Raw genomic sequence first — 24,583 nt, 5'->3', positions numbered from 1 at the left:
TAGCTTAACTTACAACTACCTGATTGCTGCTAAACGTATAGTTTAGCAGCGCCCCTTTTGGTGACTGCTGCATAAGGGTTACTTTATTTAAACCATATAGTCTAAAAATAAGTGGCGCAATAACCGACACGGCAGAGCCTGTAGCAGTATCTTCATTTACCCCAAATTGCGGCGCAAAATACCTAAAATACGCGCTTGCGCTGTTTTTATTAATACTATGTATTTGCAATGCAATTACCGCATTGTTATGCACATTTACTAAATGTGTAAAATTAACCTCTAAATGCTCTAAATCAGCCATGTTTTTAAACAGTACAACGGTATAGCCATTTTTATAAGCTGTTGCGTAAGTAGCTTTTATAGAGTGCGAAAACACATCACTAAGGCTGTTAACCTCATCACTCTTTTTTAAATTAATAGCCGCTAGCTGAAGTTGTACCTGGCCTGTAGCTCGCTTGATTTTAAACCGTTCTTTATCGTTTGAAATAAAGTGTGAAGGGCAAAAACCAAAGTGTGCTAATAAACATTTTGCAGCAGCAAGGGTGCCATGGCCGCAGCGCTTAATTTCAGATGTTTGGTTAAACCAGCGAATGTTACATACACGGTGAGAAATTTCACTTTCATTTAAGAAAACGCTAGCAGGGTGCTGCGAATTTGATGCAATTTTTTGCATTACACGGGTACTTAACCCTTGCGTATAAATAACAATTAACGCACTTGAACCAGCTAAGTTATGCTGTGAACTAGAAAATACAGGAACTGAATAAACGTGCTTTATATATCGCAACCTAGGCTGTTGTAGCCTACGTTGCGATAAAAGGGTGCGTTTAGCCTTTGCTTGCATACGCGTCGTTGTGAACGCCAGCAGCACGGCCTGAAGGATCAGCATTATTTTGAAATGATGCATCCCATGCAAGTGCTTCAGGGGTTGAACACGCAACCGACTTACCATGTGGTACACATTTAGCTGATGCATCACCTGGGAAGTGTGATTCAAAAATAGAGCGATAGTAATACGCTTCTTTAGAATCAGGCGTGTTAATAGGGTACTTAAACTTAGCGTTAGCAAGCTCTTGGTCGCTTACTTGCTCGTTTACAAACTCTTTTAACGTGTCTATCCAGCTGTAGCCAACACCGTCTGAGAATTGCTCTTTTTGACGCCACAGTACTTCTTCAGGCAGGTAGCCATCGAAGCCTTCGCGTAAAATGTGCTTTTCAATTTTGTCATCTTTACACATTTTTGCTTCAGGGTTGATACGCATAGCCACATCAACAAACTCTTTATCAAGAAACGGTACGCGCGCTTCTACGCCCCATGCAGCCATTGACTTATTGGCACGTAAACAGTCAAACATATGCAGCTTTGACACTTTACGGTTTAGCTCTTCATGAAACTCTTGTGCGTTTGGCGCTTTATGGAAGTATAAATAGCCACCAAATAGTTCATCAGCGCCTTCGCCCGATAATACCATTTTAATACCCATAGCTTTAATTTGGCGCGCCATTAAATACATTGGCGTTGAGGCACGGATGGTGGTTACATCGTACGTCTCAATGTGGTAAATAACCTCACGAAGCGCGTCAATACCTTCTTGAATGGTAAAGTGAATAGGGTGATGTACTGTGCCAATCATATCCGCTACTTTTTGCGCAGCGGCTAAATCAGGTGAACCCTCAAGCCCAACAGAAAATGAATGCAGCTTAGGCCACCATGCGTCGCTTTCATCGTTATCTTCAATACGTTTAGCAGCAAAACGTTGCGTAATAGCCGAAATAACCGACGAGTCTAAACCGCCCGATAGCAATACGCCATACGGTACATCACACATTAGCTGGCGTTTCACAGCGCTTTCTAGCGCTTCTTTTACGTCTTGCGCTTGTGCACTGTTATCTTTTACTGCATCAAAGGTTTCCCAATCGCGCTTATAATAAGGCGTTAGTTCACCATTTTTGCTGTATAGGTAGTGCCCTGGTGGAAACTCTTCAATGTGCTTACAAATTGGCGAAAGCGCTTTAAGCTCTGAGGCAACATAAAAATTACCATGCTCATCGTGACCAGTATAAAGCGGAATAATACCGATGTGATCGCGGCCAATTAAGTACGCATCGTTTTCTTCATCGTATAAACAAAATGCAAAAATACCATTTAAGTCATCTAAAAACTCAGGCCCTTTTTGTTTGTATAACGCTAAAATAACTTCACAGTCTGATTGAGTCTGAAATTCAAAATCTACCTCTAGCTCTGCTGCCAGCTCTTTGTGGTTATAAATTTCGCCGTTAACCGCTAAAATATTTGTTTTTTCAGGGTTATATAATGGTTGTGCGCCGCTTGATACACCAACAATGGCTAAGCGTTCATGCACTAAAATCGCTTTTTCAGATGAATACACACCAGACCAATCTGGGCCACGGTGCCTTAGTAGTTTTGACATTTCAATTGCTTGGGTACGCAACTGAGTGGCGTTAGATTTAATATCTAATACACCAAAAATTGAACACATAGTAACTCCTCATTCCTATTATGTGTGCAGCAGGGCAACTTTGCTGTGCTGCGAAACCTTGTTTTATCAGAAATAATTACTCAAGTCACACTGCTTTTACAATTAATTAAGAATAATTTATGCACCAACTGAAAAGTGCGCGCACCAAAGTAGTGCACCGCGCGCAGGTGTGGCTATATTTACAACACTTTTGGTGTGTAAAGTGGCGTTAGTAAGGCATTCAGTGCAGTGTTTGCAAAAAAGCACACTGCACAAATGCACCAAGTGTGTGCGAAAATTAAAGCAGACCTTAAATTGCCTTATTATAATTTTTTGCGTTAGCGTGTTTTTATTTTATGTGCTTAATTAACCAATCTACGCATACTTATTGCAAGTTAAGTAGAGCGCCGCTTGTACTTTTATTAGCTCCTTGTAATAGCTTTATATCTCACCTTAGAGTTAACTATATTTAAGCGCTAAGCTTAGCTGATGTAAGTGACCTTTAAGCTTTTGTTTTGCTAATCTAGCTTGCTCATGGGTTACTTGCTTAAATTCAATTGAGTCACCGGGTCTAAATTGCGCAAACTGATGTAAATCAGCCTCTATTACCGTGCCAAGTAATGGGTAGCCACCGGTTGTTTGTGCGTCGTTAAGTAATACAATAGGCTCACCACTGGGCGGTAATTGAATAGAGCCCGGGCCTGTACCAAGAGAGGCAAGTGAGTGACTATGAGTTAGGGGACTTTCGTTTGTTAGCCTAAGGCCCATTCTGTTGCTGTTATGGCTTACTTTAAACGCCGTTGAAAAAAACTGTTTAAGTAGCGTATCACCTAATAGTTGCGCATGTGGGCTTGCATATACCCTAATCACCTTTAGTTTAGGCGGAGTAATAGCGCCGCGCTGTATAAAGCGCGTTATTGGCACGGGCGATGTTTTAATAGGAATAATGTCGCCCTCGCTAAGTGCTTTACCTGCTAAGCCACCAAAGAGCGCGTTTAAATCGGTGGATTTTGAGCCCATAATATCTTTAACATCAATGCCACCTTGTACGGCTACATAGGCACGCAAACCTGCGCGGCCTGTATCAAAGCTTAAAGTTTGTTTGGCTCTTACTTGGTAACTCCAGCCAGGGTACAAGGGCATTTCATCAAGCGCAGCGTTTAAATCTGCACCTTGTAGAGCAATAACAGTATCGGTTTCAAACTGTAACTCGCACAGGCCTAACGTAACTTCAAGCACAGCTTCATTATCTTTGTTACCCACTAATTTATTGGCAATTATTTGTGCGTAAGGGTCTAAACAACCCGCTTGGCTTACACCTAAATGACGATAGCCGCAGCGCCCGCCATCTTGAATTGTAAGTTGTACGCCGGGTTTAAGAACTTTTATCACTTTATGCTCCTTGCACTGTGTTTATTGAAACGAACGATAGCGTGTCGCCGGGTTTAAATAAGCAAGGATCTGAGTGTGTGCTATTAAAAAGGGGCGTGTTTGTGTGGCCAATGATATGCCAACCGCCAGGTGTTTCTGCGGGGTAAATGGCAGTTTGCTCTGCGCCTAAAGCAACGGCGCCTTTAGGTACTTTGGTACGCGGCGTGTCTCTGCGTGGGATATGCAAGCGTGAATCTAATCCATGTAGATAAGCAAACCCGGGCTGAAACCCTAAAAATAAAACGTGGTAAGTGGCTTGGCTATGTATTTGAATAATTTGCTGGGGTGTTAAATTAGTTTGTTTGGCAACTAAATCTAAATCTTCTCCATCATAAGTAGTGTGTATTTTATGGTGAGTGCCTTTAAATGTTGTTGCTTGTACTTTGTCCCATAAATCAGGCAAGGCGTTTTGCCATTTTTTTAAATTACTTGCCGATTTTAAATAAAGCGTTAAAGAGTTCATGCCTGGGACTAAATCAATAAATTCGTTACTTTGCTTTAGCTGCTTAGTGAGTGCCCAAATTTTTTTTTGAGTGTCTAACACATTGTTTTGTTTATGCTGTGTGGCATCTAATAGCAAACTGTTATTTGTTAAAGTAAATACCTGTAAAAATGCAGTCATAATTTAATCTTTTTATACAACGTGCAGCAAAGCTAACATAGTTTTGTCAATTTATTCAGTACCTAGCCATAAGAAAAATAAACGAAAAAGAAATGCAGACTCAAACTGTATTCAAATTTAGCACGTATTTATTTACTGAAATTAAAACAAGGGATGTTGGGTCTTAATTAAAACACGTAGGTATTAAGAGGTATTTATGACATTTTCTCGCTCAGTTTATTTATTAGGCGCCGCTATTACATTTAGCGCCGGCTGTTTTGCTTTATCAACCGAAAAAATAGAGCACAGCAACGTAGAGGCCACAATGCATATAAAAACCATTGTGTTAGGCTCTGGCTGTTTTTGGGGAGCCGAAAAGCGCTACGAAGCACTAGAAGGGGTTATTGATGCAGAGTCAGGCTATGCAGATGGGCACGGCTTTAAACCAACCTATAAAAATATCACCGACCAATCTCGCCGGTTTGACGAAAACAACTACGCTGAAGTAGTGCAAGTGATGTACAACAGCAATATCATTTCTTCTAAAGCGCTATTACAAAATTACTTTGAAAGCCATGATCCTACACAATCGAATCGCCAAGGTAATGATATTGGCACGCAGTATCGATCAATTATTCTTACTACCACTAAAGAGCAAGCGCAGCTTGCAGAGCAAGTTAAAGCCGAGTATCAGCCGTTATTAAGTGAAGCCGGTTATGGGGCAATTAAAACAGTAATAAAACCGCTTGAGGGGTTTGTATCTGCTGAGGAGTATCATCAAAATTATTTACAAAAGAACCCAAATGGCTATTGCCCAGATCACGCCACGGGTGTGGTATTTAATAAAACTAAAAAAGCAGATGTAGACAATAACGTTTTACTCACGGGCAAGCAGATTGTGGTACTTGATTCGCGCGAATACTGCCCTTACTGTGAAAAATTTAAAAAAACAGTCACAAACAATTACAAAGGTTCAATCCCACTGACATTTCGCCATGCTGATGAGCTTAATGGCCTAACTATAAAATCGGCAACTTGGGCAACCCCCACCATTTTGTTTTTAGAAAATGGAAAAGAGGTGTACGCGCGTCAAGGCTATGCAAGCCCCGCTGAATTTTACAAAGCGCTTGGCGCCTTTAAGCTAGGCGATAGTGATGCTTACGAAGTCGCATTTAATGAGCGCACCGACCGACCTTATTGTAAAGAGTATAAAGAATTTAAAAATACTCCCGATGGCGTATTTGTTGATAAATTAAGTGGTGAACCATTATTTGATACCCGCGATAGATTTAATTCGGGCACGGGGTGGCTGTCGTTTAAACATCCGGTTAAAAATAGTGTTACTAAGCATAAAGATACCAGCTGGGGGATGACTCGAATTGAGCTTAAATCAAAAAGCACAGGTATACATTTAGGGCATTTATTTAAAGGTGAGGGACCAAGAGGCACAGATAGATACTGTATTAATGCTACTGTGTTAGAGTTTATACCTCGTGACAAAAGCTAATTTATAAGAGCGATTAATTCGCTCTTTTATATTTAATAAATCTAAACTTTAATTAACTGTGATTATGTTATATAAATTAATAATCCAAACGATATAAACGGCATTTTACTATCAAATTGATTAACACGTTAGCACTTGTATCAGGGCTTATAACTATAAGCCCTGTATTAGCACAGCCAACCGAAAAATATGTAATAGGGGTAGAGAATATAGAATACCTGCCTTATTACGACGGTAGTGGCACTAATAAGCGTGATTATTTTGGTTTTAGTAAAGAGTTACTGGAGCTATTTGCAAAACAACAAAATATTAAATTTGAATTTTACACTTTGCCTATTCCGCGCCTTTATAAAGAATTTATAGAGCATCACCATGTTGACTTTAAATACCCCGACAATCCTAATTGGCAAGTAAGTTATAAAAATCAGCATCAACAAGATATTAATTATTCTGTTCCTTCATTAGTTACACATACAGGGTTAGCGAGCTTAAAAGACAATATTAAACTTGAAGATTGCAAATCACTTGCAAAAGTGCGTGGCTTTACATTGCAAGGGCTTGAAAAGTTAACCTCAATGCCAGGCTTGCAAGTACTCGAAAATGATAACGTTATTGAGATGATTTATTTGCTGCATAAAGAGCGAGTTGATTGTATATATATTTCACACGATGTACTTAAATACAATATAGAAGAGTTTTTTGATACTCCCGTCCCTGTGTTTTTTCAGCATCAGTTGCCTGTTGATCACCAAGCGTTTATGTTATCGAGCATTAAACACCCACAGCTCGTTAAAAAGTTTAATGTATTTTTAAAAGACAATGAAAATGCCATTGAAGAGCTTAAACAAAAGCATAACTTTATAGTTGAATAATACTTAATTTAAGCGAGTTGGTATAAAACGGTTGGGCAGGTAATTGTGTTTATAAAACAAAAACGGCCCATATAAGGTCACCACCTCACATGAACCGCTTTTCACACTGACAACATCTTACACACACAATATAAGATTTGGTTTGCTATATAGTAGCTAATTACGTTATTGCTGCGTGTTGCTGGTGGAATAAAAAACAGTTCAAACCAAGTCACCACCTAACTTGAACTGCTTTTTCACACTGACAACATCTTACACACACAATATAAGATTTGGTTTGCTACAAAGTAGCTAATTTAGTTATTGCTGCGTGCTGCTGGTGGAATAAAAAACAGTTCAAACCAAGTCACCACCTGACTTGAACTGCCTTTTCACACTGACAACATCTTACACACACAATATAAGATTCTTTTCTTACCTTGTTAGAGCTATCACATCTAAAAAGGTTGCATTTATTTGGTGCAAAACAGTAAAAAATGTCTAATTAGTAAAAACGTTTAGCTGTTTGTTTGCGATGGGTTAACTTTAAAATAATCGTAAAAGTCAGACAAACGATAAAAATAAAACCAATAAGTGAAAAAAATTAAGCTATAGACTTTAGTCTAACGTGTTATGTTATTTTATTGATTTAAAAGGATAAATTTTTATAGGTTAGCTTGTACGGCAAAAACGAATGATTAAATAAAAATATTTAATTAATAATAAATCACTAAACGGTGTTGTTAAGCTTCAGGAAAGTAAAAAAGAAGGAGCTTTACAGTTTAATGCGTGCAGCTTTGGCACTTGCTACGTGCTGCACACATTAAAATTGCCGTTATTAAACCAAAATGTAAATTGCATTTACTAAGGCAACACTAACCTTGAATGTTGCTAAATGTAGATACAACCCATTTAGCAAATAAATCTAGCGCGGGATTTGGCGAATTAGCTTCATGCTGTACTAAATAGTATTTATCTTTGGTTGTAAGAGGCTGTTGAAATAATTTATAAAGCCATTTTTCATCAAACCAGCTTTGGCTAATAGGCAGCGGTATAAGTGAAATGCCAATGCCCTGTTGCGCTGCACGAGCGACCCCAAACATACTATCAATTTGTATAATTTGCGTAGGCGAAAAGTCATCTATACCCGCTTTTTCAGCCCATTGGTGCCATGCCCACGGCCTTGCTTTGTGAAGGATTAATGGTACTTGGTTTAATGCTTGGCAGTGATCGTCTTTCCACTGTTTTAACAGTTTTTCGTTACACGCCGGTATATATTCAAGATTAAATAGCTCTGTAGTAAGGCCCTCAGTGGGTTTACTTGAGGATAAAACAATCGATAAATCACTGTGGCGGGTTAGCTCTTTACGGGTTTTGAGCGTATCCATTTGTAAATTTATATTAGGGTGCTCAGATGTCCACTCACTTAATTTAGGCATAAGTAGTTCACTGGCAAAAAATTCAGGCAGCGTAATGGTTATATTAGTGTTTTGCTGCAATTGACTGAACTCGTTGATGGTGTTTTCAAGCGTATAGATAATAGGCGAAATGGCATCAAAAAAGTTTTTACCCGCAGCCGTTAAACTAATGGATCGGGTTTGGCGCTGAAAGAGTTCAATGCCCAGTTGTTCTTCAAGTTGTTTTATTTGATGGCTTACCGCAGAGGGCGTTAAGTACAGCTCTTTAGCTGCATGTTTAAAACTTAAGCTTTTTGCTGCAAAGCAAAAAGAGCGGAGGCCTCGAATAGGAGTTTGCATGTTTTCCAGAATTGTTTAATTAATTTAAGACGCCTTTAATAGGCAATAATCGAACCAATAATTTAATATAATAATATCAATAGTTTAATTTTAAATATAGCACTAGTTCACAAAAAAGGTGCAGACAATCCACAAATTAGTGCAAATAATCTAAGCGCTTACATTAAAAGCTATTCGTATTATAGATAATATTTACTACAACTGTATTAAAACTGAAAAAAAGTTTATGACAGGCAAAAAAAATCCCTCTTGCGAGGGATTTTGGGTAACTCAGCGCCATTGGCACTGGGAATGAGGTCGGTACATGGTAAAGCGTTAAAAAACCATTTCTGGTACTTCACCGTCAACAAGTAATTTACCTGCTGTTTTACTAATTATTTCATCAACCGATACGCCCGGAGCGCGCTCGAGTAAATGAAATGCGCCGTCTTTAACTTCAAGTACGGCCAAATCTGTTACTATTTTTTTAACGCAATTAACGCCCGTTAGCGGTAATGTGCACGACTCTAATAATTTAGAGTCACCATGCTTACTGGCATGGGTCGTAGTAACAATAATATTCTTTGCCCCAGCGACTAAATCCATTGCGCCCCCCATGCCTTTTATCAGCTTTTTGGGGATCATCCACGAGGCAATGTTGCCGCTTTGGTCTACTTCAAATGCACCCAGAACGGTTAAGTCTACATGACCACCCCGTATCATGGCAAAACTATCTGCACTATTAAATATGGCTGCGCCTGTGGCAGCTGTCACGGTTTCTTTACCCGCGTTTATCATATCTGCGTCTAGCTCGGCTTTTGTTGGGTAGGGACCCATACCTAAAAGCCCATTTTCTGACTGTAACATAACTTCAATACCATCAGGTACATAGTTTGCGACGAGTGTCGGAATTCCTATGCCCAAATTAACGTAAAAGCCGTCTTGTAGTTCCTGTGCAACGCGCATTGCAACTTGTTCACGTGATAATGCCATAACCTATGCTCCTGCTTAATCTCGTGTTGTTACACGTTCAATGCGTTTTTCAAAGTCGCCTTTAATAACGCGATTTACAAAAATGCCGGGGGTATGAATTTGGCTTGGCTCAAGTTCACCGGGCTCTACTATTTCTTCTACTTCGGCAACGGTAATCTTACCTGCTGTTGCCGCCATTGGGTTAAAGTTCATGGCAGTGTGCCTAAATACTAAATTACCGTATCGGTCGGCTTTCCACGCTTTTACAATGGCAAACTCACCGGTGATCGACTCTTCTAAAATATATGGGCGTCCGTCAAATTCTTTTACATCTTTACCCTCTGCAACGGGCGTACCGTAACCTGTAGCGGTATAAAATGCAGGAATACCTGCACCGCCCGCACGCATTTTTTCAGCCAAGGTACCTTGCGGGGTAAGCTCTACATCTATTTCACCGCTTAGTAATTGCTGCTCAAACAGGGCGTTTTCGCCAACGTATGAGGCAATTACTTTTTTAATCTGTTTATCTTTAAGTAAAATTCCTAATCCAAAGTCATCTACACCACAGTTGTTAGAAACCACGGTTAGCTCTTTGGTGTTCATTGCCTTAATTTGTTTAATTAAGCCCTCAGGAATACCGCATAAGCCAAAGCCGCCAGCAATAACGGTATCGCCGTCTTTTAACCCTGCCATTGCAGCTTCGTAACTAGAAACCACTTTATCAAAACCGGCCATGAGACTCTCCTCATTGTGTTAACTGCCATTTGGCAAGTTAAGCTATTATTTTTGTGTGTTGCCTAATGCAATTGAAACTTTGCTTACAGGCGTTTTGCCAAGTGCTTGTGTAATTTTCCAACCAGCGCTACTTAACCTTTGTAAATCAATTCCATGTTCAATGCCAAGCCCATTGAGTAAGTAAACCACATCTTCGGTGGCAACATTTCCTGACGCGCCTTTGGCATAAGGGCAGCCGCCAAGGCCTGCAACAGCGGCATCAACCGTTGCTATACCTAAGCTTAACGCTGCGTAAATATTTGTGAGCGCTTGCCCGTACGTATCATGAAAATGCACTGCCAGTTTTGATTTATCAATATGTTCAAGCAAAAGTGTTAAAAGCTGGGTAACTTTATTTGCAGTGCCAACACCTATGGTATCGCCAAGGCTTATTTCGTAGCAGCCTAAATCTAAAAGCTTTTGCGAAACGCTAAGTACTTTATGCGGGTCTATTTCTCCCTCATAAGGACAACCGAGTACACAACTTACATAACCGCGTACACGTATGTTATTGGCTTTTGCAAATGCCATAACGTCGCTAAAACGCTCAATACTCTCATCAATACTGCAATTTATATTTTTTTGACAGAACGATTCGCTTGCCGCGGTAAATATGGCAAATTCTTTTATGTCAACGGCATGGGCCGCTTGGGCGCCTTTTAAGTTGGGTGTAAGCGCACTTAAATTTACATGGGGTAAATTAAGCGCTGTTATCACCTCGGGCGAATCGGCCATTTGTGGCACCCATTTAGGCGATACAAAAGCACCTGCTTCAATATTTTTTAAGCCCGCGTCACTGAGGGCATTTATTAATGAAATTTTATCAGCTGCAGTGACTGATTTTTCGTTTTGTAGGCCATCACGCGCGCCTACTTCAACAATTTTAACTTCAGTTGGAAAAGCAGCCATCACGATGCCTCCTGCGCCGTGGTGTCTTCTACAATTGCTAATAAAGCGCCGTGCGAAACTAATTCGCCTTCATCATAGCAGTAGCTTTGTAAAATACCATCGTGAGGTGCATTAAGCGTGTATTCCATTTTCATGGCTTCAATAATCACTACGGCATCGCCTTTGGTAATGGTGCTGCCTACATCAACTAAATGCTTAACCACAGTGCCATTAAGTGGTGCCGCAAGGGGCAGGGCGTCACTTTCATGGCTGCTAATGTAATGTTTAGTGTTTAAAGCAAGCTTAATTTGCAGCGCAGCAAACATCACGCTAATACTGTTATCAAAGTGGCTAACATGGGCGGTAAATTTTTCCCCATTAATAAACACATTACATACGTTTTGGTTTACGGAGCCTGCTATATCGAACGACTTATCATTATGCGTTACAACATAACCCGTTTTAGTTTTAACGGCGCTTATAGCTAAGTCTGTAAATGGTACATCCACTTTTTGTGGTGCGTTAAGCGTAAAACCACTGAGTTGTTGCCACGGGCTTGCGCTTTGCTGAGTTGCCTTTTTAGCACCAAGCGATTCAAGGTAGGCAAAGGCTGCAATTAGTTGTGCTTTTTCAAGCGCGGCGCTATCAACACTTACCAATGCATCGCCTTGCTCGGCAATAAAGTGGGTGCTTGGCGCACCTTGAGCAAATGTAGGGTGGCTTGCTAAGTTGTGTAAAAAGCCAATGTTAGTGCTAAAACCCGCTAAGTGAAATTGCTCAAGTGCTTGGCGTAAACGCGATAATGCTTGCTCTCGGTTATCATCATGCACAATCAGTTTTGCAATCATCGGGTCGTAAAACGGGCTTATTTCATCGCCTTGTGCAATACCGGTATCAATACGTACAAACTCACTGTTAAGTGGAGTGCTTAACGCTTCTATTGTGCCCGAGCAGGGAATAAAGTCGTTACTTGGATCTTCTGCGTAAATACGCGCTTCAAAGCTGTGGCCTTGGAGTTGTATATCTGATTGCGTTAACGGCAGTGTTTGCCCAGCGGCAATATTAATTTGCCAATTAACTAAATCTACGCCGGTTACCATTTCGGTCACAGGGTGCTCTACTTGTAGGCGCGTGTTCATTTCCATGAAAAAGAACTCATCGCCACACAGTAAAAACTCAACCGTACCTGCACCTCTGTAGTTTATTGCAAGAGCACAGCGTACTGCGGCTTCACCCATTTCTTTACGCAGTTCATCACTTAAACCAGGCGCTGGGGCTTCTTCAATTACTTTTTGATGACGGCGCTGCAGGGAACAATCACGATCCCCTAAATAAACACAGTTACCGTGGTTATCGGCAAATACCTGTACTTCAACATGGCGAGGCTGGTTAACATAGCGCTCAAGCAGTACTAAATCGTTACCAAAGCCCGCAATTGCTTCACGCTGTGCGCCCTCAAGTGCACTTTTAAAATCTTTGGCTTGCTCAACAACGCGCATGCCTTTACCGCCACCACCAAAGGCCGCTTTAATGAGCACGGGGTAACCAATTTTTTCAGCCTCAGATTGTAAAAAAGCAGGATCTTGGTTATCACCGTAATAGCCTGGCACTAATGGTACATTTGCCGCGGCCATAATTTCTTTGGCGCGGGTTTTAGAGCCCATGGCTTCTATGCTGCTTGCAAGTGGGCCAATAAACGCAATGTTGTTAGCTTCACAGGCTTTAGCAAACTCGCTGTTTTCAGATAAAAAACCGTACCCGGGGTGTATACAATCGGCGCCGCTTGTTTTTGCAACCTGTAAAATTTTATCTGTTACAAGGTATGAGTCTTTACTTGGTGCAGGGCCAATGTGGTAGGCCTCATCAGCCATTTTTATATGTTGTGCGTGTTTGTCGGCGTCAGAGTAAACAGCCACCGTTGTTAGGCCCATTTGCTTTGCACTTCGCATTATACGGCATGCAATTTCACCACGGTTGGCAATGAGTATCTTTTTTAATGTGTGTGTGTTCATAATTAGTCCTACAGTTGCCAAGCGGGAGGGCGTTTATCAAAAAAGGCGCTTAGTCCTTCTTGGCCTTCGTCCGATACCCGAATATTTGCAATACGTTCGGCCGTGAGTTCAATAAGATCATCATTAATAGGCTTATTTGCTACATCGTTAATTAATGATTTAGCGGCTTTTACAGCGACTGGGCCGTTATCGATTAATGTTTGCAGCATGTTATCAAGGGCACAGTCTAAATTACCGGTCACCTGATGAACCAAACCAAGTTGTTTTGCTGTGTGGGCATCAAACACCTCGGCAGTTAAAAAGTAGCGGCGCGCAGCGCGCTCACCAATGGCTTTAATTACATACGGGCTAATTACCGCAGGAATAAGCCCTAGCTTTACTTCGCTTAAACAAAACTGCGCATCGTCTTTACTTAGGGCAATATCGCAACATGCAATTAAGCCTAATGCCCCACCAAACGCAGCGCCTTGTACAGCACATATGGTTGGGTGAGGAGAGGCGGCTAGTACCTGCATTAATTTAGCGAGCTGCATAGAATCGGCAAGATTATCGGCGTAGTTGTTATCAGCCATTGATTTCATCCAAGCTAAATCGGCACCGGCAGAAAAGTGCTTACCTTCAGTTTTTAAAACTAAAGCGCGAATATCGAGCGTATTTGCATGCTCTATGCACTGAATTAGCTCGTGTATTACTTCACTATTAAATGCGTTGCGTTTTTCAACTCGGCTTAAAACAAGTACAGCCACATTAGATTTTGTTATTTGTAGTGTTACTGACATTTTTGCGCTCCGGTTACATTCTAAATACGCCAAACTTAGAGTCTTGCTGTGGTGCATTTTTAGCTGCACTTAAGGCAAGGCCTAATACGTTGCGGGTATCGGCAGGGTCAATAATGCCGTCGTCCCACAAGCGGGCGCTTGCGTAATACGGATGGCCTTGCTCTTCGTACTGATCAATAATTGGCTTTTTAAAATCGCTAACTTCTTGCTCGCTCATGCTATGCCCTTTACGTGCTAAACCATCTTGTTTAACTTGCGCCATTACACCGGCGGCTTGCTCACCGCCCATTACCGAAATACGGGCATTGGGCCACATCCACATCATGGTGGGTTCAAATGCTCGGCCACACATACCGTAGTTACCCGCGCCGTAAGAGCCACCAATTAGCACCGTAAATTTAGGTACATCGGCACACGAAACCGCCATTACCATTTTAGCGCCGTGCTTTGCTATGCCTTCAGCTTCGTATTTTTTACCCACCATAAAGCCGGTAATATTTTGCAAAAACACTAAAGGAATATTGCGCTGTGCACATAGTTGAATAAAGTGCGCGCCTTTTTGCGCCGACTCACTAAATAAAATGCCGTTATTAGCCACTATGCCTACAGGGTTACCGTAAATACTGGCAAAACCTGTTACCAGCGTTTCACCAAAGTAGCGTTTAAATTCATCAAACGATGAATCATCCACCGTACGGGCAATAACTTCACGCACATCAAACGGCTTTTTAAGGTCGGTGCCTACAATGCCGTAAAGCTCGTTTATATCGTAACGTGGTGGTTTTACATCCTCTAAAAGAGGGGCTGTAGGGCGCGTGTAATTAATACGCTCAATACATTGGCGCGCAATAGACAGCGCATGCTCGTCATTTTCTGCAAAGTGGTCAGCCACCCCCGATGTTTTACAATGCACATCGGCGCCGCCTAATTCTTCGGCGCTGACTACTTCACCAGTCGCTGCTTTTACAAGTGGCGGGCCGGCTAAAAATATAGTGCCTTGCTCTTTTACTATTATGCTTTCATCGGCCATAGCCGGTACGTATGCGCCGCCTGCGGTACATAACCCCATTACCACAGCAATTTGAGGAATACCTTTACCCGACATACGGGCTTGGTTATAAAAAATACGCCCAAAATGTAATTTATCAGGGAATACATCGTCTTGCTCGGGCAGGTTGGCACCGCCCGAATCAACTAAATAAATACAGGGTAAGTGGCAGCGCTCGGCTATATCTTGCGCGCGTAAATGCTTTTTAACAGTGAGAGGAAAGTACGTACCGCCTTTTACCGTGGCATCGTTTGCAATGATCATGCATTCAATGCCTTTAACACGGCCAATACCGGCAACTACACCTGCACAGGCAATTTCTTGCTCGTACACACCAAAGGCTGCAAATTGTGAAATTTCTAAAAAAGGTGAGCCTGCATCTAATAAAGTGCTAATACGGTCGCGTACAAATAACTTTCCTCGGCCTTCGTGACGCTCTTTTAACGCAGCGCCGCCACCTAAGCTAATGGTGGCTACTTTACTATGTAAATCATCAACCAAAGCTGCCATGTTTTTGTGATTTTGCACAAATGTAGGATCGTGAGGATTAACGCTCGATTTTAATATCGTCATAATTTAATCCTTAACGGCTTTCGGTAAAGAGTTCGCGGCCAATAAGCATGCGACGTATTTCTGATGTGCCAGCACCAATTTCGTATAGTTTGGCATCACGCAATAAGCGCCCTGTGGCGTATTCGTTTATGTAGCCGTTACCCCCTAAAATTTGAATGGCATCGAGCGCCATTTTAGTGGCAAGCTCAGCGGCATATAAAATGGCGCCGGCGGCATCTTTACGGGTGGTTTCGCCGCGGTCACACGCTTTTGCAACGGTATAAACGTATGAGCGCGCTGCGTTCATTTGTGTATACATGTCGGCTACTTTGCCTTGAATTAACTGAAATTGGCCAATAGGGGTGTCGAACTGTTTACGTTCATGAATGTACGGTACAACAATATCCATACAGGCTTGCATTATGCCAAGCGGGCCTGCAGCTAGTACTACACGTTCGTAATCTAGGCCGCTCATTAGTACCTTAACGCCTTCGTTTAGGTTACCTAAAATGTTTTCTTCTGGTACTTCGCAGTTTTCAAACACCAGTTCACACGTGTTTGAGCCACGCATACCAAGCTTGTCTAGCTTTTGCGCGGTAGAAAAACCAGGGAAGTCTTTTTCAACAATAAATGCGGTAATGCCTTTAGCGCCGGCTTCTAAATCTGTTTTTGCATAAATAACAAATGTGTGTGCATCGGGGCCGTTGGTGATCCACATTTTATTGCCATTTAAAATGTACTTATCGCCTTTTTTTTCAGCTTTAAGTTTCATTGATACCACGTCAGAGCCTGCATTTGGTTCGCTCATGGCAAGGGCACCAATGTGTTCGCCGCTAATAAGCTTTGGTAAGTATTTTTCTTTTTGTGCTTGGTTACCGTTACGGTTAATTTGATTTACACACAAGTTTGAATGCGCACCATAGCTTAAGCCAATTGATGCACTCGCACGGCTAATTTCTTCCATTGCAATTACATGCTCTAAGTAACCTAAGCCTGCACCGCCAAAATCTTCAGATACGGTCATGCCTAGTACACCCATTTCGCCCATTTGCGGCCAAAGCTGATTAGGAAACGCGTTGTCCATATCGGTTTGTTCAGCCAGTGGCGCAATTTCTTGGCTTGCAAAGCTATTTACGTGGTCGCGGATCATATCGGCGGTTTCGCCAAGGCCAAAGTTCATCTCTTTATAAAGTGAAATAGTGCTCATGATTCATTCCTGTGTGTTGTCAGTGTGTTTTTATTATTAAAATAGGCTACTCGTCTATTTTATTAAGTGTGTCTCTGCAGCGGCGCTCCGCTGTCACTAATTCCATAAGCACAACTTTTATGTCGTCCATTTGCTGAGAAAGGTCGGCTTTTTTCTCTGCTATTAAATCGAGCATAGTCACCAGCTGTTTAGCGCTTGATTTATCAGCGTCGTACAGTTCAAACAAACGGCCTGTTTCAGCCAATGTAAAGCCTAAGCGTTTGCCTCGCAGTATTAGTTTTAAGCGAACTTTGTCGCGTTTTGAATAAATACGGGTTTGGCCATTGCGCTCTGGGCTTACTAAACCTTGGTCTTCGTAAAAACGAATAGAGCGGGTGGTAATATCAAACTCTTTAGCTAAATCGCTAATACTAAAGGTTTGATCGTTACTGCTTGGCGCTTTTGCAGAACTTGCAAAGTTTGTTTGGTTATCTGGTTTCATAGTTGTGTTTACCTCATTCGAATAACTCCAATATAAGTGAAGTTTACGTAAAGGTAAAGCTTGGTGTGGTATGAAACTATTTATAAAGGAGTGTTGATGTGAAATGTTAAATTATATCATTAATATTCAATAGTTTATTTTTATTGATTGTTCACTTCGCCGTTACTGGAAAATAATGCTTACACTTTTAAAACTAAAAATTAAACGCTTTTTAGTTGACGTTAGCGTAAACGTTAGTATTGTGTAAGGGTGTTAAACAATAAATGAATACTAAATTAATAGAGCAAATATTCTAACAACTATTTGCATATAAATACAACGGAGTTAATTATGACTTTAGAATCAGTGGTAATTGTAGCAGCAAAGCGTACGCCAATGGGCGGGTTTATGGGCGCGTTGACCGATGCACAATCTACCGAGCTTGGCGCAACCGCCATTGCAAGTGCGCTTGCACAAACTGGTTTAGCAAATGATGCAATAGATGAAGTAATTATGGGCTGTGTATTGCCGGCGGGCCTTGGCCAAGCGCCAGCACGCCAAGCAATGTTAAAAGCAGGCCTTGCTCTGGGCACGGGTGCTACCACCATTAATAAAGTATGTGGCTCTGGTTTAAAAGCCGCCATGCTCGCAAACGACTTAATTAAAGCGGGCTCAATTAGCAGTGCAATTGCTGGCGGCATGGAAAGCATGAGTAACGCACCGTATTTTATACCTAAAGCACGTGGCGGTATGCGTATGGGCCACGGCGAAATTAAAGATCATATGATGAGCGATGGCCTAGAAGATGCTTACGATAACAAAGCAATGGGCTGTTTTGCACAAGATACTGCCGATGAGTACGGCATTGGCCGTGAGCAAATGGATGAGTTTGCACTTAGCTCTTTAAGTAAAGCTAATGCGGCAATTGAAAACGGCAGCTTTGAAAACGAAATTGCGCCGCACACCATAAAAACTCGCAAAGGCGATGTAACCGTATCGGTTGATGAGCAACCCGGTAATGCCCGCCCAGAAAAAATACCAAGCCTGCGTGCTGCCTTTAAAAAAGACGGCACCATCACTGCGGCTAATTCATCGTCAATTTCTGATGGTGGCGCAGCGCTTATATTAATGAGCGAATCAAAAGCTAAAGAGCAAGGCTTAACACCGCTTTGTAAAATTGTAGCGCACAGCACGCACTCTCAAAAACCAAGTGAATTTACAGTAGCACCTGTGGGCGCTATGAACAGCGTGCTTGAAAAAGCAGGTTGGACAACTGCTGATGTAGATCTTTGGGAAATTAACGAAGCCTTTGCCATGGTTACCATGCTTGCTATTAACGAATTAAAACTTGATGAGAGCAAAGTAAACGTAAACGGTGGGGCGTGTGCACTTGGCCACCCGATTGGTGCCAGCGGCGCGAGAATTTTAGTCACGCTTATTCACGCGCTTAAAAACCGTGGCCTTAAAAAAGGAATTGCGTCTTTATGTATTGGCGGCGGCGAAGCTGTAGCCATGGCTGTAGAGGCTTACTAACAAAACAGTTAATTAACTAACAGCAACTAAAATGCACCGTACTCATACTAATAACAAAACGGTGCCATTTTTTAAAAGAACACACTAACAACAGGATTTACCCATGCACCAAGTTCCACTACTTATAAATGGCGAATTTGTTCAGTCGGCTTCAAACGAGCTTATTGATGTAATTAACCCAGCAAACCAAGAAGTACTTGCGCAAGTCCCATGCACTACCGACTCAGAAATGGATGCAGCGATTGCCTCGGCCTCAGAAACATTTAAAACATGGAAAGATGTGCCCATTACCGAGCGTGCCCGCATTATGATGAAATACGCGGCGCTGTTAAAAGAGCACCACGATGAGCTTGCAACCATTATTTGCCACGAACTAGGTAAAACGTTTGAAGATGCAAAAGGCGATGTATGGCGCGGTATTGAAGTAGTGGAACAAGCAGCTAACGCACCGTCACTAATGATGGGCGAAACAATGGAAAATGTTGCCCGTAAAATCGATACCTATTCTTACATGCAGCCCCTTGGCGTTTGTGCAGGCATTACGCCGTTTAACTTTCCGGCGATGATCCCTCTTTGGATGTTTCCGCTAGCTATTGTATGTGGTAACACCTTTATTTTAAAACCCTCTGAGCAAGACCCGCTCACTCCAATGCGTTTAGCTGAGCTATTTATTGAAGCCGGCGCACCAAAAGGCGTATTACAAGTTGTACACGGTACAAAACCGCAAGTAGACCGCTTATTAGAAGACAAAGCCGTACGTGCAATTTCGTTTGTGGGCTCGTGTGGTGTAGGTGCATACATTTATTCTAAAGGCACACAAAACCTTAAGCGCGTACAAGCGTGTGTGGGTGCTAAAAATCACATGGTTATTATGCCAGATGCGAGTAAATCGCACGTGGTAAATAACCTAGTTGGCGCATCGGTTGGTGCAGCAGGCCAGCGTTGTATGGGTATTTCGGTGGCTGTGTTTGTAGGCCAAGCAAGTGAGTGGGTAGATGAAATAAAAGCTGGCTTTAAAAACGTACGCCCAGGCGTGTGGGATGACAAAGACGCAGCCTACGGCCCGCAAACATCAAAAGCCGCAAAAGAGCGTATTTTATCGCTTATAGAAAGCGGTAAAGAGCAAGGCGCCACCTGTTTAATTGATGGCTCAAACTACACAGTAGAGGGCTTTGATCAAGGTAACTGGGTTGGCCCAACTCTGTTTACCGATGTGACAAAAGAAATGGACTTATACAAAGAAGAAATCTTTGGCCCTGTGCTTGCCTGTATGTTTGTAGATACGCTTGATGAGGCAATTGCCCTTATTAACGAAAGCCCGTACGGCAACGGTACCTCGTTATTTACCTCAAGTGGTGCTGCGGCTCGTAAATTTCAACATGAAATTGAAGTAGGCCAAGTGGGTATTAATGTGCCTATTCCGGTGCCGCTGCCGTTTTTCTCGTTTACGGGTTGGAAAGGCTCGTTTTATGGCGATACACACACTTATGGTAAGCAAGGTATACGTTTTTACACAGAAACTAAAACCATTACTTCACGTTGGTTTGAAGATGACATCGCTTCAGGTCCAAACATGAGCATTAATTTAAAATAAACACACTCAAAAATAATAATAAAGAAGGGCGCAAAGGCTAAACCCGCTGACAAGCAACTAGAACACACACATCAGCCTTTGCCGCTCTTCACTCATTTACCCTAATGGGACACACTAACAACACAATTAAAGAGGTCTACCATGGACTTTAACTTATCAGAAGATCAACAAGCCTTTGCAGAAACTGCACGCCAATTTGCAGAATCAGAACTTGCTCCACATGCCGCAAAGTGGGATCGCGAGCATATTTTTCCTAAAGATACGATTAAAGCGGCGGGCGAGCTTGGTTTTTGCGGTTTATACACGCCAGAGGAAGCCGGCGGCCTTGGTTTATCACGCTTAGATTCAAGCATTATATTTGAGCAGCTTGCGATGGGCTGTACAGCTACAACGGCCATGCTAACTATTCATAATATGGCCACCTGGATGGTAGCAAGTTTTGGTACAGATGCAGTTAAAGACAAATACGTAGAACAATTAGTAATGGGCGGGCTACTTGCCTCTTATTGTTTAACAGAGCCAGGGGCAGGCTCAGATGCAGCATCACTAAAAACAAAAGCTGTGCTTGAAGGTGATGAGTACGTTATTAACGGCTCAAAAATGTTTATATCGGGTGCGGGCGAAACCGAAGTATTAGTAGTAATGGCACGTACCGGTGGCGAAGGCGCTGCGGGTATTTCGGCATTTGTAGTTCCTGGTGACGCACAAGGCGTTGAGTACGGTAAAGCAGAAGAAAAAATGGGTTGGAACGCACAACCAACACGCTTAATTAGTTTTGAAGATGTGCGTATTCCGGCGGATAACTTATTAGGTAAAGAGGGCGAAGGCTTTAAATTTGCCATGCAAGGCCTAGATGGCGGGCGTATTAATATTGCCACATGCTCAATTGGTACTGCACAAGCTGCGCTAAACACGGCAAAAGAGTACTTAAAAGAGCGTACTCAATTTGGTAAGCCTCTGGCTGCGTTTCAGGCTTTGCAATTTAAAATTGCAGATATGAACACTGAGCTTGTAGCTGCACGCCAAATGGTAAGGCTGGCGGCATTTAAACTTGATACCGGCGATAGTGAAAAAACCACCTATTGCGCCATGGCTAAACGCTTTGCCACCGACGTTGGCTTTACTGTGTGTAACGAGGCACTGCAAGTACATGGTGGTTACGGTTACATAAAAGAATACCCGCTTGAGCGCCATGTACGTGATGTACGCGTTCATCAAATTTTAGAAGGCACTAACGAAATTATGCGTGTAATTATAGCGCGCCGTATTTTAGCCGAGTCTGCAAGCGACGTTTTATAAGGAGCAAGTTATGTCACAATCTAACCCGAGTATTGAACTGACTACCGAAGGCCATGTTGCTATTTTAACTATGTCTAACCCACCAGCTAATACCTGGACAAAAGACACCTTAATTGATTTAAAAAACAAAGTTAACGAGCTTAATAACAACAAAAACATTTATGCCTTAGTGCTTACTGGCGAAGGCGAGAAGTTTTTTAGCGCCGGGGCCGATTTAAACGTATTTGCTAGTGGCGATAAAGGCGTTGCCGCTGATATGTCGCGTGTATTTGGTGAAGCCTTTGAAGCACTGACTAATTTTACAGGGGTGTCGGTTGCGGCCATTAACGGTTATGCCATGGGCGGCGGGTTAGAAGTAGCGCTTGCGTGTGATATTCGCATAGCAGAAGAGCAAGCACAAATGGCACTGCCAGAGGCAAAAGTGGGTTTGTTACCGTGCGCGGGTGGCACGCAAAATTTAGCATGGCTTGTAGGTGAAGGCTGGGCAAAACGAATGATTTTATGCGGCGAGCGCTTAAAAGCCGATAAAGCCCTGCAAATTGGTTTAGTAGAGGAAGTAGTCCCACAAGGGGAAAGCTTTGCAGCGGCGTTAAAACTTGCCAATCAAGTAAGCGAGCAAAGCCCAAGCTCGGTAGCTGCATGTAAAACGCTTATACAAAAAGGCCGCAACCAACCAATGGCAAGTATATTACCACTTGAGCGTGAATTGTTTGTTGGATTGTTTGATACACAAGATCAACAAGAGGGCGTTAATGCCTTTTTAGAAAAACGCCGCGCAAATTGGGTAAATGGCTAATGAGTAATTTAACGTTATTAAATAATGCCGACGACCCCGTGCTATTTGAAACGGCAAGTGCAGCAAATGGCAGCTTAATTGGGCTTATTACACTCAACGTACCTAAAGCATTAAACGCCCTTAATTTTGACATGATCAAATTACTCGAGCCGCAATTGCGCGCTTGGCAAAGCGATGATGCAATCGCAATGGTTATTTTAAAAGGCGCTGGCGATAAAGCATTTTGCGCTGGTGGCGATGTAGTGAGTCTTCATCATGCAATGGCGCAAGGAAAACCAACAAGCTTAGTGGAAGACTTTTTTACCCTTGAGTACAAACTTGATTACCTTATTCATTGCTACGAAAAACCACTTTTAGTATGGGGGCACGGCATAGTAATGGGGGGCGGTTTAGGCCTAATGGCCGGTGCTAGCCACCGCGTAGTAACCGAAACATCGCGCATTGCTATGCCAGAGCAAACCATAGGCTTATACCCAGATGTAGGCGGTAGTTACTTTTTACATAAAATGCCACAAGGTGTGGGGCTATTTTTAGGGCTAACATCGGCCTCTATTAATTGTGAAGATGCACGCTTTGTATCGCTTGCTGATCACTTTATCGACAGCACTAAATATGATGCCATGCTAGCGCAAATTTTAGCGGCTAAGTGGGGCAAAACCGCAAGTTTAAATCATGAGCGTTTGACTAAATTATTAACCGATTTAGATAACCAATCTGCGCGTATGCCCAAAGGCAATATTAAAGCTAACTTAGCAACCATTCAAAAATTAGCTGAACTTAATACGCTACAAGAACAAGTTGATTATATTTTAGGCCTAGCTACTGACGATAAATGGCTGCAACGCGCCCAAAAATCACTTAAGCATGGTTGCCCACTAAGTTGCGCGCTAGTAAGTGAGCAGCTAAAAGCCAGTAAAGGCAAAAGCTTACTAGCGTGTTTTAAAATGGAGCTGGGTATGTCGGTACGCGCTGGCGAAGTAGGTGAATTTCAAGAAGGCGTAAGAGCACTATTAATAGATAAAGACGGCGCGCCTAATTGGCAATACAAAACACTGAGTGATGTACCACAAGCCATAATAGAGAGCTTTTTTGCTAACCGTTTTGGCGAAAATCACCCACTCAATGGCTTAGACACCCCAACACACATAAAGGAAAGACGATGACTAAACTCAATATTGGTTTTATCGGCTTAGGTAATATGGGCGGCCCAATGGCGGCTAACTTAATTAAAGCCGGCCATAATGTTACAGCATTTGATTTAAACCAGTCGGTCTTAAATGAACTTGCAAGTAAAGGCGCACACGCAGCTGATAATGCAAATGCATGTGCAACCAATGCCGATATACTTATTAGTATGTTACCTGCGGGCAAACATGTTAAATCACTTTATTTAGGCAATAACGACGATAGCGGCTTAATTAATGTGCTTAGCAACAACACCTTAGTGATAGATTGCTCAACAATAGATGCAGAGTCGGCCCGTGTGGTTGGCAGCGCACTTGGCGAGCAGGGTATTAGCTTTGTAGATGCACCGGTATCGGGCGGTGTTGCTGGAGCAACCGCAGGCACGCTTACGTTTATTGTTGGTGGTAGTAAAGCCGCGTTTAATACCGCACAACCTGTGCTTAATGATATGGGTAAAAACATATTTCATGCAGGCGATATTGGCGCAGGACAAGTTGCAAAAATATGCAACAACATGCTGTTAAGTATTTTAATGGCAGGTACGAGCGAAGCCCTGCAAATGGGTATTAATAATGGGCTAGATGCAAAAGTACTCAGCGACATTATGACTGCAAGCTCTGGCCGTAACTGGACCCTTGAACTTTACAACCCATGCCCAGGCGTAATGGATACATCCCCTGCAAGTAACGATTACAAACCGGGCTTTATGGTCGATTTAATGGCTAAAGATTTAGGACTTGCCATGGAAGCCGCGCAGCAAAGTAATTCTTCAACCCCAATGGGTTCAATGGCTAAAAATTTATACACTATGCTACAGCACCAAGGTGCTGGCAGTGATGATTTTAGCGCCATTTTTAAACTGTTTTCTAAGTAGGAGC

At 42.3% G+C, this 24,583-nt stretch carries 21 protein-coding genes; 8 read left to right on the top strand and 13 right to left on the bottom strand.

Annotated elements, in window-relative coordinates:
• Positions 1 to 4: 4 nt before the first annotated feature.
• The 4 genes from MTN96_RS05380 to pxpB all read right to left on the bottom strand — a co-directional run bounded on the left by MTN96_RS05380 (position 5) and on the right by pxpB (position 4,533).
• A complete protein-coding gene (locus MTN96_RS05380; protein WP_248530911.1) occupies positions 5 to 844 on the bottom strand; it encodes a PhzF family phenazine biosynthesis protein in 840 nt (279 codons plus the stop codon).
• On the bottom strand, positions 828 to 2,501 hold the full coding sequence (gene asnB / locus MTN96_RS05375; protein ID WP_064385433.1) for an asparagine synthase B: 1,674 nt from the start codon (positions 2,499 to 2,501) through the stop codon (positions 828 to 830). Before asnB ends, MTN96_RS05380 begins: the two co-directional genes overlap by 17 nt.
• A gap of 438 nt (positions 2,502 to 2,939) precedes the next feature.
• Entirely contained in the window at positions 2,940 to 3,872 is a 933-nt protein-coding gene (locus tag MTN96_RS05370) for a biotin-dependent carboxyltransferase family protein (RefSeq protein ID WP_248530910.1), read from the bottom strand.
• 1 nt (position 3,873) lies between these two features.
• Entirely contained in the window at positions 3,874 to 4,533 is a 660-nt protein-coding gene (gene pxpB, locus MTN96_RS05365) for a 5-oxoprolinase subunit PxpB (RefSeq protein WP_248530909.1), read from the bottom strand.
• A gap of 196 nt (positions 4,534 to 4,729) precedes the next feature.
• Here pxpB and msrA point away from each other — a divergent pair, with 196 nt between their 5' ends.
• The gene (msrA, locus tag MTN96_RS05360; RefSeq protein ID WP_248530908.1) at positions 4,730 to 6,019 is read left to right on the top strand and encodes a peptide-methionine (S)-S-oxide reductase MsrA; all 1,290 of its coding nucleotides are present in this window, start codon (positions 4,730 to 4,732) and stop codon (positions 6,017 to 6,019) included.
• A 116-nt stretch (positions 6,020 to 6,135) separates the two neighbouring features.
• Entirely contained in the window at positions 6,136 to 6,891 is a 756-nt protein-coding gene (locus MTN96_RS05355) for an ABC transporter substrate-binding protein (protein ID WP_248530907.1), read from the top strand.
• 854 nt (positions 6,892 to 7,745) lie between these two features.
• Here the strand turns inward: MTN96_RS05355 and MTN96_RS05350 are convergent.
• The 9 genes from MTN96_RS05350 to MTN96_RS05310 all read right to left on the bottom strand — a co-directional run bounded on the left by MTN96_RS05350 (position 7,746) and on the right by MTN96_RS05310 (position 17,319).
• The gene (locus MTN96_RS05350; protein ID WP_004587893.1) at positions 7,746 to 8,627 is read right to left on the bottom strand and encodes a LysR family transcriptional regulator; all 882 of its coding nucleotides are present in this window, start codon (positions 8,625 to 8,627) and stop codon (positions 7,746 to 7,748) included.
• A 315-nt stretch (positions 8,628 to 8,942) separates the two neighbouring features.
• Positions 8,943 to 9,599 (bottom strand): 3-oxoacid CoA-transferase subunit B, encoded by a 657-nt coding sequence (locus MTN96_RS05345; protein WP_248530906.1) that lies wholly within the window; start codon positions 9,597 to 9,599, stop codon positions 8,943 to 8,945.
• Positions 9,600 to 9,614: 15 nt separating this feature from the next.
• Positions 9,615 to 10,313: a CoA transferase subunit A gene (locus MTN96_RS05340; protein ID WP_004587895.1), complete on the bottom strand. Its 699-nt coding sequence runs from the start codon at positions 10,311 to 10,313 to the stop codon at positions 9,615 to 9,617.
• Between the two features lie 45 nt (positions 10,314 to 10,358).
• Positions 10,359 to 11,261 carry a hydroxymethylglutaryl-CoA lyase gene (locus tag MTN96_RS05335; protein WP_248531053.1) on the bottom strand — a complete coding sequence of 301 codons (903 nt, stop codon included), beginning with the start codon at positions 11,259 to 11,261 and terminating at the stop codon, positions 10,359 to 10,361.
• Entirely contained in the window at positions 11,261 to 13,252 is a 1,992-nt protein-coding gene (locus MTN96_RS05330; RefSeq protein WP_248530905.1) for an acetyl/propionyl/methylcrotonyl-CoA carboxylase subunit alpha, read from the bottom strand. Before MTN96_RS05330 ends, MTN96_RS05335 begins: the two co-directional genes overlap by 1 nt.
• Before the next feature lie 8 nt (positions 13,253 to 13,260).
• Positions 13,261 to 14,031, bottom strand: coding sequence for an enoyl-CoA hydratase/isomerase family protein (locus tag MTN96_RS05325; RefSeq protein ID WP_004587898.1), 771 nt, complete (start codon positions 14,029 to 14,031; stop codon positions 13,261 to 13,263).
• 13 nt (positions 14,032 to 14,044) lie between these two features.
• Positions 14,045 to 15,652, bottom strand: coding sequence for a carboxyl transferase domain-containing protein (locus tag MTN96_RS05320; protein WP_248530904.1), 1,608 nt, complete (start codon positions 15,650 to 15,652; stop codon positions 14,045 to 14,047).
• Between the two features lie 10 nt (positions 15,653 to 15,662).
• Positions 15,663 to 16,838, bottom strand: coding sequence for an isovaleryl-CoA dehydrogenase (locus MTN96_RS05315; protein ID WP_024034119.1), 1,176 nt, complete (start codon positions 16,836 to 16,838; stop codon positions 15,663 to 15,665).
• A gap of 46 nt (positions 16,839 to 16,884) precedes the next feature.
• Positions 16,885 to 17,319 carry a MerR family DNA-binding transcriptional regulator gene (locus MTN96_RS05310; protein WP_004587901.1) on the bottom strand — a complete coding sequence of 145 codons (435 nt, stop codon included), beginning with the start codon at positions 17,317 to 17,319 and terminating at the stop codon, positions 16,885 to 16,887.
• 330 nt (positions 17,320 to 17,649) lie between these two features.
• Here MTN96_RS05310 and MTN96_RS05305 point away from each other — a divergent pair, with 330 nt between their 5' ends.
• The 6 genes from MTN96_RS05305 (at position 17,650) to mmsB (ending at position 24,579) form a co-directional block, all read left to right on the top strand.
• Entirely contained in the window at positions 17,650 to 18,831 is a 1,182-nt protein-coding gene (locus tag MTN96_RS05305; RefSeq protein WP_064385417.1) for an acetyl-CoA C-acyltransferase, read from the top strand.
• 103 nt (positions 18,832 to 18,934) lie between these two features.
• Positions 18,935 to 20,425 (top strand): CoA-acylating methylmalonate-semialdehyde dehydrogenase, encoded by a 1,491-nt coding sequence (locus MTN96_RS05300; protein WP_248530903.1) that lies wholly within the window; start codon positions 18,935 to 18,937, stop codon positions 20,423 to 20,425.
• A gap of 141 nt (positions 20,426 to 20,566) precedes the next feature.
• Positions 20,567 to 21,724 carry an acyl-CoA dehydrogenase family protein gene (locus MTN96_RS05295; RefSeq protein ID WP_248530902.1) on the top strand — a complete coding sequence of 386 codons (1,158 nt, stop codon included), beginning with the start codon at positions 20,567 to 20,569 and terminating at the stop codon, positions 21,722 to 21,724.
• 10 nt (positions 21,725 to 21,734) lie between these two features.
• The gene (locus MTN96_RS05290) at positions 21,735 to 22,520 is read left to right on the top strand and encodes an enoyl-CoA hydratase (RefSeq protein ID WP_248530901.1); all 786 of its coding nucleotides are present in this window, start codon (positions 21,735 to 21,737) and stop codon (positions 22,518 to 22,520) included.
• A complete protein-coding gene (locus tag MTN96_RS05285) occupies positions 22,520 to 23,683 on the top strand; it encodes an enoyl-CoA hydratase/isomerase family protein (RefSeq protein WP_248530900.1) in 1,164 nt (387 codons plus the stop codon). Before MTN96_RS05290 ends, MTN96_RS05285 begins: the two co-directional genes overlap by 1 nt.
• A complete protein-coding gene (mmsB, locus tag MTN96_RS05280; RefSeq protein WP_248451393.1) occupies positions 23,680 to 24,579 on the top strand; it encodes a 3-hydroxyisobutyrate dehydrogenase in 900 nt (299 codons plus the stop codon). The genes MTN96_RS05285 and mmsB overlap by 4 nt, the downstream gene beginning before the upstream one ends.
• Positions 24,580 to 24,583 lie beyond the last annotated feature (4 nt).

Source organism: Pseudoalteromonas sp. 2CM28B, from assembly GCF_023161935.1.
The sequence above is the reverse complement of the archived record's forward strand: the minus strand, read 5'-3'. Positions and strand labels throughout refer to the sequence as shown.

Bases quoted from the DNA above. Each gene is read 5' to 3' on its own strand.
- MTN96_RS05380 (WP_248530911.1), bottom strand. From the start codon at position 844: ATGCAAGCAAAGGCTAAACGCACCCTTTTATCGCAACGTAGGCTACAA.
- asnB (WP_064385433.1), bottom strand. From the start codon at position 2,501: ATGTGTTCAATTTTTGGTGTATTAGATATTAAATCTAACGCCACTCAG.
- pxpB (WP_248530909.1), bottom strand. From the start codon at position 4,533: ATGACTGCATTTTTACAGGTATTTACTTTAACAAATAACAGTTTGCTA.
- msrA (WP_248530908.1), top strand. From the start codon at position 4,730: ATGACATTTTCTCGCTCAGTTTATTTATTAGGCGCCGCTATTACATTT.
- MTN96_RS05350 (WP_004587893.1), bottom strand. From the start codon at position 8,627: ATGCAAACTCCTATTCGAGGCCTCCGCTCTTTTTGCTTTGCAGCAAAA.
- MTN96_RS05345 (WP_248530906.1), bottom strand. From the start codon at position 9,599: ATGGCATTATCACGTGAACAAGTTGCAATGCGCGTTGCACAGGAACTA.
- MTN96_RS05340 (WP_004587895.1), bottom strand. From the start codon at position 10,313: ATGGCCGGTTTTGATAAAGTGGTTTCTAGTTACGAAGCTGCAATGGCA.
- MTN96_RS05335 (WP_248531053.1), bottom strand. From the start codon at position 11,261: ATGGCTGCTTTTCCAACTGAAGTTAAAATTGTTGAAGTAGGCGCGCGT.
- MTN96_RS05330 (WP_248530905.1), bottom strand. From the start codon at position 13,252: ATGAACACACACACATTAAAAAAGATACTCATTGCCAACCGTGGTGAA.
- MTN96_RS05325 (WP_004587898.1), bottom strand. From the start codon at position 14,031: ATGTCAGTAACACTACAAATAACAAAATCTAATGTGGCTGTACTTGTT.
- MTN96_RS05320 (WP_248530904.1), bottom strand. From the start codon at position 15,652: ATGACGATATTAAAATCGAGCGTTAATCCTCACGATCCTACATTTGTG.
- MTN96_RS05315 (WP_024034119.1), bottom strand. From the start codon at position 16,838: ATGAGCACTATTTCACTTTATAAAGAGATGAACTTTGGCCTTGGCGAA.
- MTN96_RS05310 (WP_004587901.1), bottom strand. From the start codon at position 17,319: ATGAAACCAGATAACCAAACAAACTTTGCAAGTTCTGCAAAAGCGCCA.
- MTN96_RS05305 (WP_064385417.1), top strand. From the start codon at position 17,650: ATGACTTTAGAATCAGTGGTAATTGTAGCAGCAAAGCGTACGCCAATG.
- MTN96_RS05300 (WP_248530903.1), top strand. From the start codon at position 18,935: ATGCACCAAGTTCCACTACTTATAAATGGCGAATTTGTTCAGTCGGCT.
- MTN96_RS05295 (WP_248530902.1), top strand. From the start codon at position 20,567: ATGGACTTTAACTTATCAGAAGATCAACAAGCCTTTGCAGAAACTGCA.
- MTN96_RS05290 (WP_248530901.1), top strand. From the start codon at position 21,735: ATGTCACAATCTAACCCGAGTATTGAACTGACTACCGAAGGCCATGTT.
- MTN96_RS05285 (WP_248530900.1), top strand. From the start codon at position 22,520: ATGAGTAATTTAACGTTATTAAATAATGCCGACGACCCCGTGCTATTT.
- mmsB (WP_248451393.1), top strand. From the start codon at position 23,680: ATGACTAAACTCAATATTGGTTTTATCGGCTTAGGTAATATGGGCGGC.